At 47.2% G+C, this 16,324-nt stretch carries 15 protein-coding genes; 8 read left to right on the top strand and 7 right to left on the bottom strand.

Annotated features, from left to right (window positions below; genetic code table 11):
* Window position 1: 1 nt before the first annotated feature.
* A complete protein-coding gene (locus tag D5S11_RS10645) occupies window positions 2–1,381 on the bottom strand; it encodes an alkaline phosphatase PhoA (protein ID WP_108725077.1) in 1,380 nt (459 codons plus the stop codon).
* Between the two features lie 459 nt (window positions 1,382–1,840).
* On the opposite strand from D5S11_RS10645, the gene D5S11_RS10640 reads away from it, so the two are divergent.
* Window positions 1,841–2,665 (top strand): C40 family peptidase, encoded by an 825-nt coding sequence (locus D5S11_RS10640; RefSeq protein ID WP_007409272.1) that lies wholly within the window; start codon window positions 1,841–1,843, stop codon window positions 2,663–2,665.
* A gap of 68 nt (window positions 2,666–2,733) precedes the next feature.
* Here D5S11_RS10640 and D5S11_RS10635 read toward each other — a convergent pair whose 3' ends face one another.
* On the bottom strand, window positions 2,734–3,609 hold the full coding sequence (locus D5S11_RS10635) for a transcriptional regulator CitR (RefSeq protein WP_007409271.1): 876 nt from the start codon (window positions 3,607–3,609) through the stop codon (window positions 2,734–2,736).
* 109 nt (window positions 3,610–3,718) lie between these two features.
* On the opposite strand from D5S11_RS10635, the gene D5S11_RS10630 reads away from it, so the two are divergent.
* From D5S11_RS10630 to D5S11_RS10615, 4 genes are all read left to right on the top strand, one after another.
* Window positions 3,719–4,822 (top strand): citrate synthase/methylcitrate synthase, encoded by a 1,104-nt coding sequence (locus tag D5S11_RS10630; RefSeq protein WP_108725302.1) that lies wholly within the window; start codon window positions 3,719–3,721, stop codon window positions 4,820–4,822.
* Window positions 4,823–4,901: 79 nt separating this feature from the next.
* The gene (locus D5S11_RS10625; RefSeq protein ID WP_007409269.1) at window positions 4,902–5,771 is read left to right on the top strand and encodes an SDR family oxidoreductase; all 870 of its coding nucleotides are present in this window, start codon (window positions 4,902–4,904) and stop codon (window positions 5,769–5,771) included.
* A gap of 332 nt (window positions 5,772–6,103) precedes the next feature.
* Window positions 6,104–7,507, top strand: a complete 1,404-nt coding sequence (gene bcaP, locus D5S11_RS10620; RefSeq protein ID WP_108725076.1) for a branched-chain amino acid transporter BcaP — start codon at window positions 6,104–6,106, stop codon at window positions 7,505–7,507.
* Window positions 7,508–7,621: 114 nt separating this feature from the next.
* On the top strand, window positions 7,622–8,977 hold the full coding sequence (locus tag D5S11_RS10615) for a sodium-dependent transporter (protein ID WP_108725075.1): 1,356 nt from the start codon (window positions 7,622–7,624) through the stop codon (window positions 8,975–8,977).
* 36 nt (window positions 8,978–9,013) lie between these two features.
* On the opposite strand, the gene D5S11_RS10610 is transcribed toward D5S11_RS10615, so the two are convergent.
* Genes D5S11_RS10610 through sigM form a run of 3 tightly spaced genes read right to left on the bottom strand, consistent with a single transcriptional unit; the run spans window position 9,014 to window position 10,849 of the window.
* Complete coding sequence (locus D5S11_RS10610; protein ID WP_003155315.1) at window positions 9,014–9,304, bottom strand: anti-sigma-M factor; 291 nt, start codon at window positions 9,302–9,304, stop codon at window positions 9,014–9,016.
* Window positions 9,292–10,368 carry an anti-sigma factor gene (locus D5S11_RS10605; RefSeq protein WP_087920756.1) on the bottom strand — a complete coding sequence of 359 codons (1,077 nt, stop codon included), beginning with the start codon at window positions 10,366–10,368 and terminating at the stop codon, window positions 9,292–9,294. The genes D5S11_RS10610 and D5S11_RS10605 overlap by 13 nt, the downstream gene beginning before the upstream one ends.
* Window positions 10,358–10,849 carry an RNA polymerase sigma factor SigM gene (gene sigM, locus D5S11_RS10600; RefSeq protein ID WP_003155312.1) on the bottom strand — a complete coding sequence of 164 codons (492 nt, stop codon included), beginning with the start codon at window positions 10,847–10,849 and terminating at the stop codon, window positions 10,358–10,360. The genes D5S11_RS10605 and sigM overlap by 11 nt, the downstream gene beginning before the upstream one ends.
* Before the next feature lie 240 nt (window positions 10,850–11,089).
* Here sigM and D5S11_RS10595 point away from each other — a divergent pair, with 240 nt between their 5' ends.
* A complete protein-coding gene (locus D5S11_RS10595; RefSeq protein WP_015417124.1) occupies window positions 11,090–11,689 on the top strand; it encodes a lysophospholipid acyltransferase family protein in 600 nt (199 codons plus the stop codon).
* A 45-nt stretch (window positions 11,690–11,734) separates the two neighbouring features.
* On the opposite strand, the gene D5S11_RS10590 is transcribed toward D5S11_RS10595, so the two are convergent.
* Together D5S11_RS10590 and D5S11_RS10585 are read right to left on the bottom strand one after the other, a co-directional pair.
* Entirely contained in the window at window positions 11,735–13,069 is a 1,335-nt protein-coding gene (locus D5S11_RS10590) for a hemolysin family protein (RefSeq protein WP_007409264.1), read from the bottom strand.
* 61 nt (window positions 13,070–13,130) lie between these two features.
* A complete protein-coding gene (locus tag D5S11_RS10585; protein ID WP_007409263.1) occupies window positions 13,131–13,556 on the bottom strand; it encodes a Cu(I)-responsive transcriptional regulator in 426 nt (141 codons plus the stop codon).
* A gap of 179 nt (window positions 13,557–13,735) precedes the next feature.
* On the opposite strand from D5S11_RS10585, the gene D5S11_RS10580 reads away from it, so the two are divergent.
* Window positions 13,736–14,920 (top strand): pyridoxal phosphate-dependent aminotransferase, encoded by a 1,185-nt coding sequence (locus D5S11_RS10580; RefSeq protein ID WP_108725301.1) that lies wholly within the window; start codon window positions 13,736–13,738, stop codon window positions 14,918–14,920.
* A gap of 32 nt (window positions 14,921–14,952) precedes the next feature.
* Entirely contained in the window at window positions 14,953–16,197 is a 1,245-nt protein-coding gene (locus D5S11_RS10575; protein WP_007409261.1) for a beta-ketoacyl synthase N-terminal-like domain-containing protein, read from the top strand.
* Window positions 16,198–16,324: the final 127 nt, after the last annotated feature.

Raw genomic sequence — 16,324 nt, 5'->3', positions numbered from 1 at the left:
TTTATTTTCCGTGTCTCAGGATGTGAAAAATCTTTTTGGCCTGGTCCGTGTTGTTTAAAAGCCCCGTAAATGACTCTCTTCCCGGACCGTATGCGTAAACGGGAACTTCTTCGCCTGTATGATCGCCGGTTGTCCAGCCGCTGTTGGTTTTCGCATTAAAGAGCTTAATGATTGCTTTGTAGATGCTCTTGTCAGCATTCTGTTTTGCGGCCGTTTCGATCTGTTTGATTTCAGCTTTTGACCATTTCAGGTCTGTATAGCGCGCAAGCACGGAAGATACGGATTTGCCCGCTTTGATTTGGTCAGCCATAAATGCCGGGGTTTTTTTTGCGGCAAGAATCGGTTCAACATGCCAGTTTTTATCGTCATTCGCGCCGATCGTCAATCCGCCGGTGGTATGATCAGCCGTGGCAACGACAAGCGTATGTTTGTCCTTTTTGGCAAATGCGATCGCTGCTTTATACGCTTTTTCAAAATCCTTCATTTCGCTCATTGCGCCGACTATATCATTGTCATGTCCCGCCCAGTCAATTTGGCTGCCTTCGACCATTAAGAAAAACCCTTTTTTATTCTTGTTCAGCCTGTCGATCGCCGCCGTTGTCATGTCTTCTAATGAAGGGACGGCGTTTGAGCGGTCGATTGCTTTGTCGAGTCCGCCATCGGCAAACAGGCCGAGAATCTTCTTGTTACGATCCTTTTTGAGCTCCTGTTTTGATGTCACGTAGCTGTATCCCGCTTTTTTGAAATCCTTTGTTACATTGCGGTCTTTACGGATAAAGTTTGACTTGCCGCCTCCGAGGAGCACATCGACTTTCTGTTTTCCGTTGATACGGTCATCAAAGTAGCTGCTTGCGATGTCATCCATGTTCTTTCGGGATTTATTATGGGCTCCGAATGCCGCAGGGGTGGCGTGGGCAATCTCCGAAGTTGCGACAAGTCCGGTGGATTTCCCTCTTTGTTTCGCTTCTTCGAGGACGGATTTTACCCGCTTTCCTTTTTTATCGACTCCGATCGCCGCGTTATACGTTTTCACACCCGTGGCCATTGCCGTGCCTGCCGCCGCGGAATCGGTAATATTGGAATCAGGGTCGTCAGGATAAGTCATCATCATACCGGTGAGATTGGGATCGAATGCCGTCAGTTTCATACCATCCGAAGGCTTTCCTTTGTTAATGACCGAACGGTAGGCGTTCATATAGGGAGCGCCCATTCCGTCGCCGACCATGAAGATGACGTTTCTGATTTCGTTTTTGTCAGGCTGTTTTTTTGCCGCAGCCTGTTCGGAGTGCTGAAGCCCCGCGCCCGCAATCAGACCGGCTGTCAGCACGGATACGGCTGCCGCCGGCAGAAGTTTTGATCGAACCTGTTTAAATAGACTCATTCTCACTCGTCCTCCTTTAATCGTGTCTGCATGTCTAATGGTAGGGGGTGTTTGTAAAGAGCGCCTGTTTCTCCTGTAAATTTCAGGTGAAACATTGTTAGAAATGTAAATTCCGGTGTAAAGTTATGTTTTCAAGAAAGAGTGAAAACCATTCACTTTTTTGAAAAAGTCGAGGATTTTTTTAACAAGGGGTTATTTGGAAAATAAACTGCTTTGTTTTTCCAAAATACGAGGATCACAGGAAAAAAACATGACAAATTGACTCGTTTTTCGTCACGTTTGAAATCAAATTGAAATATTTAATACCCTTAAAAACTTTTTTCTAAAACGAATTAGTAAGAAATTTGTCACGGGAAGTCAAGTCTATTTCTAGTGGAAATTGAACCTTATAATAGGAAACAGATAAAAACTTTAAAAAAGAGACACATAAAATAGATAGAATCATTCAGGGAGGAAAATATGAAAAAGCAACTTGTTACAGCAACAACGGCAGTGGTTTTGGGGACGACTTTGTTTGCGGGCGCGGCATCTGCGCAAACGATTAAGGTAAAAAAAGGCGATACATTATGGGGACTTTCAAATCGGTACGGAACGTCAATTAATTCCATTAAATCTGAGAACAAATTAAAATCGGATATCATTTACATCGGTCAGACGCTTTCGATTAACGGTAAATCATCCTCAGGTTCAAGCTCAAGCAGCAAGTCATCATCGTCTACATATAAAGTCGTAAAAGGCGACAGCCTTTGGAAAATTGCGAATAAATATAAAATGACGGTAAACCAATTAAAAAGTTTAAACGGTTTAAAAACGGACCTGATCCGCATCGGACAAGTTCTTAAAGTAAAGGGATCAACTTCCGGTTCAACGTCTTCAGGATCTTCGTCATCAAAGCAGCCTTCATCCAGCCATAATGCTGCACAGACGAGCCTGAATGTAAACAAGCTGATTTCTGATGCGCAATCTTTAATCGGCACGCCGTATGTATGGGGCGGAACAACGACTTCCGGCTTTGACTGCAGCGGATTTATCTGGTACCTGTTAAACAAACAGACGAGTGTCGGCAGAACGAGCACTGCGGGATACTGGAGCTCAATGAAGAGCGTGTCCAGCCCGTCAAGAGGAGACTTCGTCTTCTTTACAACATATCAGGCCGGCCCTTCACACATGGGTGTGTACATCGGAAACAACAAGTTCATCCATGCCGGTTCTGACGGCGTCACAACAAGTGATCTGAATAACAGCTACTGGAAACCGCGCTACCTGGGCGCGAAAAGATTCTAGCAGCGATAGAAACCCGTTCATCAGAACGGGTTTTTTATTTAGACGGGACAGAGCTCCATTTGTTTCACCTAAAAATGAAAATGTGATAAAAAATCTAAAAAGGTTTTCTTTTTTTCATTTTCATAGAGGGCGATGGCGTATGCGCCCGCGCTCGGCATCTGGGCGAATTCGCACGGAATTTCAATCATGCTGCCTGCGGCGAGTTCGGCCCGTACCGCTGACAGCGGCAGAAATGAGACACCCAGCCCCTCTTTAATAAATCGTTTCGTAATATGCGTCTGTGTCACCTTCATTGTCCTGACGAAAGGGAACTGTATTCTGACCTGGCGGAGCAAATCATCCCAATAGTCAGGATGGTTGTGGGTCAAAAGCAGATATTGTCCGAACAGGTCTTTCACTTCATCCGCCTTCCCTGTTCCGGGTTTTCGGCCGGGCGGCGCGACGAGGACAACGGGGTCATTGTACAGGGGGCGGCAAGTGAGGGAAGATGATTGCACCTTTAAGCAGCTCAGTCCGATATCGGCTGAGCCGTTTCTGATTTGAGAGGCGATTTCTTCCGATTCGAAAATGGTGACCGTCATTTCGGTTTCTTTATTGTCCTCTGTATAACGCTTCATGACAGACGGGAGAACGGTGTCGGCGATAAGCGGCGAAACAGCGAGTGTCAGCGTGTGCGAGTAGCCCTGGCGCACCCTGTGCAGTTCCGCCATGCTGTTTTCATAGTCTTCCAAAAGCCTCATGGCAAACGGCACGTATGCTTTTCCTTCTTCCGTCAATTGTATTTTCCGGCCGCTTCGCTGAAACAGCTTGCAGCTGATTTCTTTCTCTAATAATTTTATATGAACGGTGACGGTCGGCTGAGATAAAAAAAGCGTTTCCGCCGTTTTTCTGAAATTCTCATATTTTGCCGCGGTGACGAAGGTGTGAAGCCATTTAAAATCCATAGATGCACTCCTCTGATTAAAAGTTTTAATTAATTCCCTTAAAAATATTCATTATTTTTTAAATATTATATTTACTATAATAACAGAAAGAGGATAAGGGGGAATGAAATTGATTTATCGTGGATTGAAAGGGATTACTTGTGCAGAAACGGCTATCAGCCACATTGACGGAGAAAAGGGGCATTTAATATATCGCGGCTATGATGCGAAGGATATTGCGCTGCAATTCAGTTTTGAAGAAGCGGCGTATCTCATTTTGAACGGGGCGCTTCCTGATGAGCGGCAATTGCTTGCGTTTCAGGAAGAACTTGCAGCCGAGCGCGGGCTTCCGAAACATTTGATCGACTTACTGGAAACGCTTCCGGATGAAATGGACGACATGGCGGTGCTGAGAACGGCTGTTTCAGGTTTGGGCACAGATTCATTTACATATCCGCCCAAGCCGGAAGAAGCGGTTAAACTGATTGCCGTCACACCGACGATTATTGCGTACAGATACCGCCGTAAACAAGGGCAGGAAGCGTTGTCACCTGAGGCGCGATACGGACACGTTGAAAACTATTTGTATATGCTGACAGGCAGGCAGCCGTCCGCAGCCCAAAAGAAAGCGCTTGAGACGTATATGATTCTGGCGATGGAGCACGGGATGAATGCATCGACTTTTTCAGCGAGAGTCACCGTTTCGACTGAATCGGACTTAGTGTCTGCCGTCACTGCCGCACTGGGTACGATGAAAGGGCCGCTGCACGGAGGCGCGCCTTCAGGCGTCACGAAAATGCTTGAAGACATCGGGACAAAAGAAAATGCAGAAGCGTATTTGGCAGCGAAGCTTATGAGGGGAGAACGCCTGATGGGCTTCGGGCACAGGGTGTACAAAACAAAAGACCCGCGGGCGGAAGCGCTGCGCATAAAGGCTGAAGAAGTGGCGGGAAATGATCCGTCGCTTGACTTGGCGCTTTATGTGGAGAAGGAAGCCATCCGCCTGTTAGAGCAATATAAGCCCGGACGGAAGCTGTATACGAATGTGGAGTTTTACGCAGCGGCTGTGATGCAGGCCATTGATGTCGACAATGATTTGTTTACGCCGACCTTTTCAGCAAGCAGAATGGCAGGCTGGTGCGCACACGTGCTTGAACAGTCCGCTGACAACATGATTTACAGGCCGTCTGCGAAATACACCGGCGCTTTTCCCGAAACGGCTCAGCAGCTTTAATTACCGGCATATTTGTCCGTTTAACTCCCCGCACTGCGTGGTATCGTCTCAGTAATACCAATTGCAGGAGTGTGAGAATATGAATCCGATGGACAGACAGACGGAAGGACAAAAGCCGCAGGTGCAAAAGCGCCAGCCCGGCATTGAGTCAGACATGGAGCCGAAACCGCTCTTGGAGGACCCGGATGTAAAAGGGTCGGGCAGATTAAAAGGAAAAGTCGCCGTCATCACGGGCGGAGACAGCGGCATCGGCGCAGCGGCTGCGATCGCTTACGCGAAGGAAGGGGCGGATCTTGCCATCCTGTACCTAGACGAACATGCCGATGCCGAGAGAACGAAAAAGCGTGCGGAAGAATACCAGGCCGAATGCCTGTTAATTCCGGGAGACGTCGGTGATGAGGCGCATTGTCAGAAGGCGGTCCGGCAAGTCTTAGATCACTACGGAAAAATAGATATTCTCGTTAATAATGCGGCTGAGCAGCATCCGCAAAACGGGATTCTTGATATTACAGCTGAACAGCTGGAGAAGACATTCCGTACAAACATGTTTTCTATGTTTCATATGACAAAAGCCGTGCTGCCCCACCTGCAAAGAGGGAGCGCCATCATTAATACAACGTCTATTACCGCTTATCAGGGAGACACATCATTGATCGACTATTCGTGCACGAAAGGCGGCATCGTTTCCTTTACGCGTTCAATGGCGATGTCATTGGCCGATCAGGGGATCAGAGTAAATGCGGTGGCCCCTGGCCCGATCTGGACCGCCCTGATTCCGGCAACGTTTACTGAAGAAAAGGTGGAAAAGCATGGTCTGGACACTCCGATGGGAAGACCGGGACAGCCTGCGGAACACGCCGGAGCTTACGTGCTTCTGGCTTCAGACGAATCTTCCTATATGACGGGGCAAACCATTCACGTAAATGGCGGCAGATTTATTTCAACATAATACGCAAGTCTTATCCCGCGCTTTTAAAAAGGGCGGGATTTTTATTTGAACGTACATATGAATACGATTTTCAAAAAATGGAAGTCTCCAGCTGAATCACTAATGTTAATATTTCACAGTGGAGAATCCGCTGCGTTCTGTTTTATGAAAACTAAAAATAATATATAGAATTTTCGAAAAATTATTTTCATTTTTATATTTTTCGCTATAATATGACATAGGAGAAAGGGATGATGTGCTGAAACATTTCATGCGAAAAATAAGAATTTAGTCATTATTGCTATTGTTATCTGAATATTCTAACATATATTGATTTACAAGGAGTGAAGCAGATGAAGGGGAGCGTATTCAGAAAGAAAAGCATTCAGGACCTGCTTGCCGCAACGGGCGGGGACAAGTCGCTGAAAAGAGAGTTAGGGGCCTTTGATCTGACCCTTCTGGGGATAGGGGCCATCATCGGAACGGGAATTTTTGTATTAACCGGAACAGGCGCTGTCACGGCGGGGCCGGGGCTGACCGTTTCATTTGTCATCGCCGCTCTTGCGTGTTTATTTGCGGCTCTGTCATATGCCGAATTTGCTTCAAGCGTCCCGGTTTCAGGTTCCGTCTACACGTTTACTTATGCGACACTGGGTGAACTTCTCGCGTTTATCATCGGATGGGATTTAATCTTGGAATATATGCTCGCCGTCAGCGCGGTTTCGGTCGGCTGGTCCGGCTATTTTCAATCATTCTTGGCGGGCTTCGGCATTCATCTTCCGACTGCATTAACGGCCGCGCCGGGATCTATTAAAGGCACGGTCACATTCTTTAATCTCCCCGCATTTGTTATCGTGCTTGCGATTACATTCCTCCTCTATTTAGGCATTAAGGAATCGAAGCGGGTCAATAATATTATGGTCATTTTGAAGGTTCTGGTTGTTCTATTGTTTATCGCCGTTGCGGCCGTATATGTCAAACCTCACAACTGGCAGCCGTTTATACCGATGGGGTTCGGCGGTGTTTTCAGTGCCGCGGCGCTCGTTTTCTTCTCTTTTATCGGTTTTGACGCCGTCTCTTCCGCCGCTGAAGAAACGAAAAATCCGGCGAAGGATCTGCCGAAAGGAATTATCTTTTCATTAATCGTCTGCACCGTGCTGTATGTGACCGTATCGGCGATTATGACGGGCGTCGTTCCGTTTGCCCGCTTTGAAGGCGTTGACCATCCCGTGTCTCTCGTCCTGCAGATGGCCGGACAGAATTGGGTGGCCGGGATTATTGATATCGGCGCAGTGTTGGGGATGACAACGGTGATGCTCGTCATGCTGTACGGCCAGACGAGGGTAATGTTTGCCATGTCCCGTGACGGTTTGGTGCCGGGGGCGCTTTCAAAAGTCCATCCGAAGCATAAAACGCCGCACGTGGTGACATGGGTGTTCGGCATCCTGTCGGCATTACTCGGCTCGCTCGTCCCGCTTGATGAACTGGCGAAGCTGGTGAACATCGGCACGCTTGCCGCATTTGTCCTGATTTCAGTGGCAGTTATCGTATTAAGAAAGAAACAGCCTGATCTGCCAAGGGCTTTTAAATGTCCGGGGGTTCCCTTTATTCCGATATTGTCCATTCTGTTCTGCGTGTTTTTGATTATTAACCTCGGCGCCACCACCATATTCCGTTTCTTTATCTGGCTGATCATCGGTCTGGTGATTTATTTCTTATATTCGAGAAAGCATTCGAAATTAAACGGGGATTTGTAAGGAGCGGCACCCGCCGCTCCTTTTTATTTTTCGGAATAATGAAACATATTGAAATGGGCTTAAGTTATCGCAGCGAATAAGGGATAATATAGGGCGGAAGGGAAGTGGAAAGTCGTGTCTGACCAAAAAAGGGTTCAATGGGCCTCAAAAATAGGATTTATTATGGCCGCTGCCGGTTCGGCGATCGGCCTGGGAGCCATTTGGAAGTTCCCTTACGTAGCGGGTACGAACGGGGGAGGCGCTTTTTTTCTTATATTCGTCCTCTTTACCGTGCTTTTAGGCTATCCGCTTTTGCTCGGTGAATTTATTTTCGGAAGACGGAGCCAGACAAATGCGATTGATGCCTACAAACAAGCCGCGCCGAAGTCGGTATGGCACCTTACGGGTTATGTGGGTGTGGCGGCCTGTTTTTTAGTTTTGTCTTTTTACAGTGTTGTCGGCGGGTGGATTTTGCTTTATGTGTTAAAAGCCGTTACCGGTTCTTTATCCGGGCTCACTCAGGAGCAGTACGGCACGGTGTTCGGGACGGTCATTGAAAATCCGATCCAGACTCTCATTGCGCAGCTTGTATTTATGATCATGACGGTGGCGGTCGTCGCAAAAGGCGTGCAGAAAGGGATTGAACGTGTCAGTGCGGTGCTGATGCCGATTTTATTCGTGCTGTTTCTATTGCTTGTGCTGCGATCAGTCACGCTCGATCATGCCGTTGAGGGGATTAGATTTTTATTGGTTCCGCACTTTGAAGATTTGACGCCGGAATCCATCCTATATGCTTTAGGACAGGCGTTTTTTACATTAACGCTCGGTGTTTCGGTCATGGTGACATACAGTTCGTACCTGCCGAAAACCCAAAATCTTCCGGGTTCGGCGGGTTCCATTGTTATGATGAATGTGCTCGTTACGCTGTTTGCGGGACTGGCCATTTTCCCGGCGGTTTTTTCGTTCGGCTTTAAACCGGATGAAGGGCCTACACTGCTGTTTACCGTGCTGCCGGCTGTGTTTGACCGGCTGCCGTTCGGCTCGCTGTTTTTTATCAGCTTTTTGGCGGTCTTTTTCTTCGCCGCGCTGACTTCGGCCTTTTCGATGGTGGAAATTATCGTGGCGACTGTCGGGAAAGGTGATGAAACGAAAAGAAAGAAGCTGTCGTGGACAAGCGGTCTGCTCATTTTCTTAGTCGGAATTCCGTCCTGTTTATCATACGGTGTTCTCGGTGATGTTCATTTGTTCGGAAAAACGTTTTTTGATCTTGCGGATTTCACCGTCAGCAATGTGCTGATTCCGCTCGGCGCTTTATTAATATCAATCTTCGTCCCGCTGAAAATACCGAAGCAGGAGCTGTTTGCCGAGATGAAAAGCGGTTCCGCCATCGGCTATCGTTTCTTTCAGCTGTGGTATTTCCTTCTGAAATATCTCGTGCCGCTGGCTATCATCGTCGTATTGCTGCATTTAATCGGCGTTCTTTCATTTTAAAAAAACAGGCCCCCGTAAAAGGGCCTGTTTTTATGTTTAAAAACCGAATTGCAGATTCGTATCAACCGCAACGATCGTATATACACAGACAATGACGAACAGATTGAGAATGACACCGAGCAGTCCCGGGCCCGTCCGTCCTTTTTTAATAAACAGCTCAATGATGCCGAACGGCACGGCGGCCATCGCAAACGGCAGCATCTGATAAGAATAGAAAGTCACATTGCTGATGATTGCCACGTTCAAAAGCAGCAGCGACAAAATCGCGGTACCGACTGATATCCAGCCGAAAACATTATGCTCTTTAAAAATTCTTACCAATTCCATAATTCCACCTCACCGATGTTTGCTGCTTTTACTGTTTTGTTTTTCAGCAGACGTTCGATTTCTTTTGTCGGCCCCGTCACGACAGAGCCGTATACGTTCATTCCGTGATGTTCAACATAGTCGATTCGGCTGCCAAGATTCATGTCTTTGCGTTTCGATATTGCATGCGCCCATTTTTTATGGCGGGACATAAATTCAAGGGCATTGATAAATTGTTCACGGTCTGTCTGTCCTTGCGTTTCGAAAGAGGACACCATCTTGGAATCTTTCCCGGGAAATCCTAACGGCTCGGCATAAGGACTGTCTTTCAGATTTTTCTCCGTTTCGACCGCGTTCCATAAAAACTTCACATCGTATTTTTTAAAAGTCGAATATACTTGAGAAGAAGGGTAGGCCCTGTCATAAGAAAGATAGACCTCCGCCACGCTTCCTTCAGGCAATTTTTTTAATGTCTGTCCGGCTTTTTCAATCGTGCGTTCCTTTAAGCCGGAAGGATGGGCGAAATAATGCTTTGCCTGTGCCGCGTCTAAATCATAGTAGTTAACGGCAGGCGATTTGACCGTATCTAAAAACATTTCAATCCGTTCTCCGCCGACGGATTTCGTTTTTGTGCCGATCTGCTTTTGCAGCGGAAATTCCGTATTCATTCCAAACAGCTTCACCTGGCTTTTCAGTCCGGAGGTATCGACGAGGACGTTCGGCATTGTGGTCGCCACCGTCACTGCCGCGGTCTCCATTAATTGATTGCCGGTGCTTTCTTTTCCTCCCAGACCGTAATAGAGGTAGCTTCCTAATGTGCAAAGCGGCAAAATCATCAAAGTGGAGATGACGGCGAGAACTGAAATCCGCAAATACGATTTGCGTTTTCCGTATGATAAAATGGCCTTCTGTTTTTCCGGGCTGATGCCGACGTCCCATTCCCGGTCGTCCTGCATTTCGCTTTCAATCAACTCCTGATAGACTTCCAGCTTTTCCAGCTCTTCTTCAAAGGCGGCCATTTCCCGGTCGCTCATTTCTCCATTTTTGTATTGGTAAAAACGCTTTTTAAATTCTTCATTCATCATTAACACCTCTATTATAAAGTGCTTTCAGCCGCTGTCTGGCACGAAATAAAACACTTTTAAAATTAGCCTCTGAAATATTCATAATATGGGATGCTTCTTTGTAATTCAGTTCTTTTAAATAATACAGTGTTAAGGCCTCCCGATAATTGTCGGGAAGTTCGGACATATACCCTGTCAGCACTTCCTTGATTTCAATCTGATGAGCCGGGCTTTGAACAGCCGTCTGAAAAAGGCTCCCAATTAAGTCATCGGAAATGGTCACTTCCTTTTTATGTTTTCTGACATAATCTATAAACGCATTTCTCGCCACTTGAAAAAGCCATGGCTTTACTTTGCTGTGGTCGTAGGAGTGAATGTGTATGTATGCCCTCATAAAGGTTTCCTGCAGCAAATCTTCAGCGAGATGCTTGTCTTTTGTCATGGAGAGCAGGAACCGGTAAACATCATTCATATACATTTGGTAAATTTCATCGATCGTCACTGCCTTTTCTCCCCTCTATGTTATACACGCATAAGAAAGGTTTAAAGTTGCACGTTCCATGCAAACGGCTTAAATTCATTTTCACCTCATCAAACACCATTTCTCTATAGTACCCAAAATCCGTCATAAAAGATAGAGATCGGCGGAGGAAAAATATAATTATTAGTACCAGGTAATAAAAAATATTGTTATAATAGAGAGAGAGAACACTTTTGATCATTACAACAAAGGAAGTGCGTTATGTATAAGTTTTGTGCAAATGCCATCAAATGCATTCTATCCCTGCGCGGAGGAGTGAAAGTGTACAATAAAGAGAATCTTCCGTCTGATAAAGGATTCGTTATCGCGTGCACGCATGCGGGCTGGGTGGACGTCCTCACGCTCGGTGTCGGGATATTGCCCCTTCAGATTCATTATATGGCGAAAAAAGAGCTGTTTCAGAAAAAGTGGATCGGACGTTTTTTGAAGAAGATTCACGCATTCCCGGTTGACCGTGAAAATCCGGGCCCAAGCAGCATTAAAACGCCGATTAAGCTTCTGAAGGAAGGAAAGATTGTCGGGATTTTTCCGAGCGGCACGAGAACATCTGAAGACGTCCCGCTGAAAAGAGGGGCCGTGACCATCGCCCAAATGGGAAAAGCGCCGCTCGTTCCGGCCGCATATAAAGGGCCGTCTACGGGAAAAGCGCTGTTTAAAAAGGGAAAAATGCGGCTTATCATCGGCGAGCCGATTTTTTTGGAGGACTTTTCCGATCTTGCGCCGAAGGAGAGGCTTGCGGCCATGACAGAAGAGCTGAATGCCAGAATTAAAGAGCTTGAGAAAAAACTTGAACAACTGTAAATGAAAAAAAGCTTGCCGTCTGTATCAGACGCGCAAGCTTTTTTGTTATGCTTCTTTTTGTTCGGCGGTTTCCAGCAGTTCATCAAACGCCAGTTTTTTCACTTCGATATATGCGACGTGGTGGCCGTCAATTTCATTAATGATAAATTCACAGCCTTCTTCGATAATCGAGTCGTATTGTTCGACGTCGTATTTCTGGGTAAGGAACCAGCCGCCGATGGTGTCGACCTCGTCATTTTCCAAATGGATGCCGAGGAGTTCGTTCACTTGATCAATCAGGACCTTGCCGTCAAGCATGTAATGGCCGTCGCCGAGTTTACGGATTTCGTTGATTTCATCGATATCAAATTCATCACGGATTTCCCCGACGATTTCTTCAATAATGTCTTCAACGGTGACAAGCCCCGCGGTTCCGCCGTATTCATCCGACAGAATCGCCATATGAACCCGTTCCTTCTGCATTTTTACAAGCAGATCGTGAATCGGTGCCGACTCAATCACATGGATGATCGGATTGACAAAATCGGTAATCGGCGAGTCGACTGATACTTCGCCGCTGATGCAGGCGGTCAGCACTTCTTTAATGTTAATAACGCCGATAATATTATCTTTGTCACCCTCTTCGACAGGGTACCGGGTATATTTTTCAATCTGAATGATGTCCATCATTTCAGAAATTTTGATATCATGCGGCAGACTGACGATTTCCGTACGCGGAATCATGATTTCTTTTGCAAGTCTGTCGTCAAATTCAAAGATTTTGTTCACGTATTTAAATTCAGACTGGTTGATTTCACCGCTTTTATAGCTTTCCGATAAAATGATGCGCAGCTCTTCTTCAGAGTGGGCAAGCTCATTTTCAGACACCGTCTCAAGACCGAACGCCTTCGTTAAAAGACGGGCGGAGTTGTTCAGAAGCCAGATAAACGGGAACATGATGCGGTAAAACCAAATGAGCGGTTTCGAAAACAGCATTGAAACGGCTTCCGCTTTCTGGATGGCGACTGTTTTCGGCGCCAACTCTCCCACGACCACGTGTAAGAATGTAATGATCGCATAGGCGAGAATAAATGAAATAATATGCGATAATGAGCTTGGTACGTTTATCTTTGTGAAAAGCGGATGAAGCAAGCGTTCAATCGTTGATTCGCCTAAGACACCAAGACCGATGGAAGTCAATGTTATGCCGAGCTGGCACGCCGATAAATACTCATCTAAATGCGTGGTCACTTTTTTGACACCGATTGCGGCTTTATTTCCTTCTGCTATAAGCTGGTCAACCCGTGAGCCTCTGATTCTGATTATCGCAAACTCAGATGCTACGAAAAATGCCGTCAGCGCGATTAAAACCGCGACTAAAATCAAATTCACAATGTCCAATTAGAACCTTCACTTCTTTTGGGAAGATGAAGGTAACACCTCCTGTTAGTAAGATAATGGTTTAACTTAACAGCAGCATAAATGATTGAAGCACTGCAAGCTTTTCAGGAGCCAGCCTTTTTTTCAGCTGGGCGCGCTCCTCTGGTTCAAGCTTTTCAAACCGATTCAAGATCACGGAGATGTTTTGATTCATGTGATCAATTTCCGATGCCAGATTTCCAATATCGTCAGGCAGGGCTGAAGAGGGAAACTGGTTCTCCAGTCGATCTTTTATATCAGACAGGGCCAATCGCTGCTTTTTACAAGCGACTATAAACTTTAACCGATTAAGTGCAAGTGTATCGTAGTAACGATAGTTCGAACAAGACCTGTCAGGCTTTAAAAGCCCGAGGTTTGTGTAGTAATCCACCGTGCGTTTCGTTACACCGGCAAGCTCTGCTAATTCACTGATGCGATAAGTCTCAGCCCCATCTAAATCCCTCCCCAACCATCACGTTATAGTTATGAGAATAGTTTAATATATGAAGGGGAGTTTGCACAAGTTTATTGTTTTCCGTCTTTCTCCTGAAACGGCGCGGCGGGCTGTCTGAAAAAGCGTTGACTGCGCCATGTAAATCTTTCATAATCATTGTAAATAGAAACGGAAGAAAAAGACAGAAGGGACAGATGACAGTGGCCGGTTTATCACGGGAAGTGACACAGAATCTGGAGAAAGGTTCATGGATACGCAAACTATTTGATGAAGGCGCTCGGCTGAAAAAAGAGTTCGGCGCCGATAAGGTGTTTGACTTTTCAATAGGAAATCCGGTTGCGGAGCCGCCTGAAACATTTAAAAAGGCGCTTTGCGAAGCGGCTGAAACAGGGCGGCACGGATACATACAAAACCAGGGGCTTCCGGAGGCGAGAGAAAAGGTTGCGCGCTTTTTGTCAGAGCGGTTTCAGACAGAAATTTCCGCCAGGTATACAGTCATGACGGTCGGAGCCGGCGGGGCGCTGAATGTCGCGCTGAAAAGTATTTTAAACCCCGAGGAAGAAGTCATCCTTCTTTCGCCTTATTTTGCGGAATATAAAGCGTATGTTGAAAATTACCACGGCAGACCCGTCATCTGCCCGCTGACTGACTCATTTGAGATTGACATTGAAGCGGTTAAAGGTGCGATCACCCCCCGTACGAAAGGACTGATCGTTAATACGCCGCATAATCCGACGGGGACTGTGCTCAGCCAGAAAAACCTTAACGAATTGGGCGCCTTATTAAAAGAAGCCGAAGAGCGGAACGGCCAAAGCATATTTATTTTATTTGATGAACCGTACAGCCAGCTGATCTACGGAGAAGAGCAGGCGAATCCGTTTCAGGCGTATCACCGCGTGATTTTAGTCAGTTCGTTCAGTAAAGATCTCGGCATTGCGGGGGAAAGGCTCGGGTATATCGCGGCAGACGCCCAAATGCCTGAGGGCGATCTTCTGACGGATGCGTTCGTTTTCTGCAACCGGACGCTCGGCTTTGTGAACGCTCCGGTCATGATGCAGCGCGCCGTGGCGAAAATGGATGATCTTTCGATTGACGCTGAACCTTACAGAAAGCGGAGAGACCTTATGGTGGACATCCTCACAGAAGCCGGCTTCGAATTTGAAATGCCGAAAGGAGGCTTTTTCGTCTTTCCGAAATCACCGATTGAAGACGAGGTGGCGTTCTGCATGCATGCCGCACAGAAATACAAACTATTGATCGTACCCGGCAGCGGATTTGGAAAAAGCGGCTATTTCCGATTATCTTTCAGCGTGCCTTCAGAACAGATCAGACAGTCGCGCGATATTTTCAAAGCACTGTATCAAGATTTTTCTTCATAGCTTCCAATACATAAAGATGGGAGAACGGACAAATGTCGAGGAGTAATAATGGCACGTCAGACATCAGCATTACAGGAATCGGAGTCTTAACCGCGGTCGGACAAGGCAAGGAGGCGTTTCTCGATGCGCTTATGGAGGGGCGGCACGCCTTTGATGTGATGAAACGGCCCGGCCGGCAGAAAGGCAGTTCGTTTATCGGCGCGGAGCTTAGCGAATTAACGCCGCCGGACGCGCTGTCGAAGCGCTTGTACCGAAGGGCCGCATTATCGGGAAAGACGGCGCTTATCGCTTTATATGAAGCGTGGCATGACGCTCAATTAGACGGCGCTGATCACAGCCGCACCGGTCTGATTATCGGCGGCTCGAATATGACGCAGCGCGAATTGCTGCAGGCCTTTGAGAAAAACGGTGAAACGCCGCAATTTGTAAATCCGACATACGGGCTTTCTTTTATGGATAGTGATTTGTCGGGGCTTTGTACGGAGCAATTCGGGATAAAAGGGCCGGCCTTTACGGTCGGCGGCGCGTCGGCAAGCGGCCAGGCGGCGGTTATTCAGGCTGCTCAAGGAATCAAAGGCGGCCTGTTTGACCGGTGCATCGTGATCGGGGCGCTGGCCGATCTGTCGTACATGGAGTGTCATGCTCTCCGTTCTTTGGGAGCGATGGGCACTGATACATACGCTGAACGGCCTGAAGCCGCCTGCCGCCCGTTTGACCGGCATACGGACGGGTTTATATTCGGAGAGGCGTGCGGGGCGATTGTGCTGGAACGCGCTGAATCTGCCGAAGAGAGGGGCGCACGATCGTGGGCCGGCTTAAAGGGCTGGGGGATGGCTTCCGATGCGAACCGCAACCCGAATCCTTCAGCAGAGGGCGAAATGACGGTGATCCGCCAGGCGCTGGAGCGAGCCGGCCTTTCAGCGAAAGAGATCGATTACATCAACCCGCACGGCACCGGTTCGCCGATCGGTGATAAGACTGAATGCCGGGCGCTTTCTGAAAGCGGCCTGTCGCACGCGCGGATTAATGCGACAAAATCGATTACCGGACACGGTCTGAGTGCGGCCGGAACGGTGGAAATCATTGCTGCTCTCTTGCAAATGCGGGAAAACAAGCTTCATCCGATCCGAAACTTAACGGAGCCGATTGACGATTCATTTCAGTGGGTGACCGACGGGCCGAGCGCCCATACCGTACACCATGCGTTAAGCTTAAGCATGGGATTCGGGGGGATTAATACGGCGCTTTGTTTAGAAAATCATTTCCGAAGCAGATAACGGCAGCCTTCTTTTTGAAGGCTGTTTTTTATATGATAAAAATCTGAAAATGATGAAAGAATGGAGTTGTGATACAATAAACTATACAAATGACAATCATGCTTTGACTTAGGAGGTGGCAGGATGG

This window comes from Bacillus sp. L75 (assembly GCF_003676355.1).
Lineage (GTDB): Bacteria > Bacillota > Bacilli > Bacillales > Bacillaceae > Bacillus > Bacillus velezensis.
This window is presented reverse-complemented; position numbering and strand designations above follow the sequence as displayed.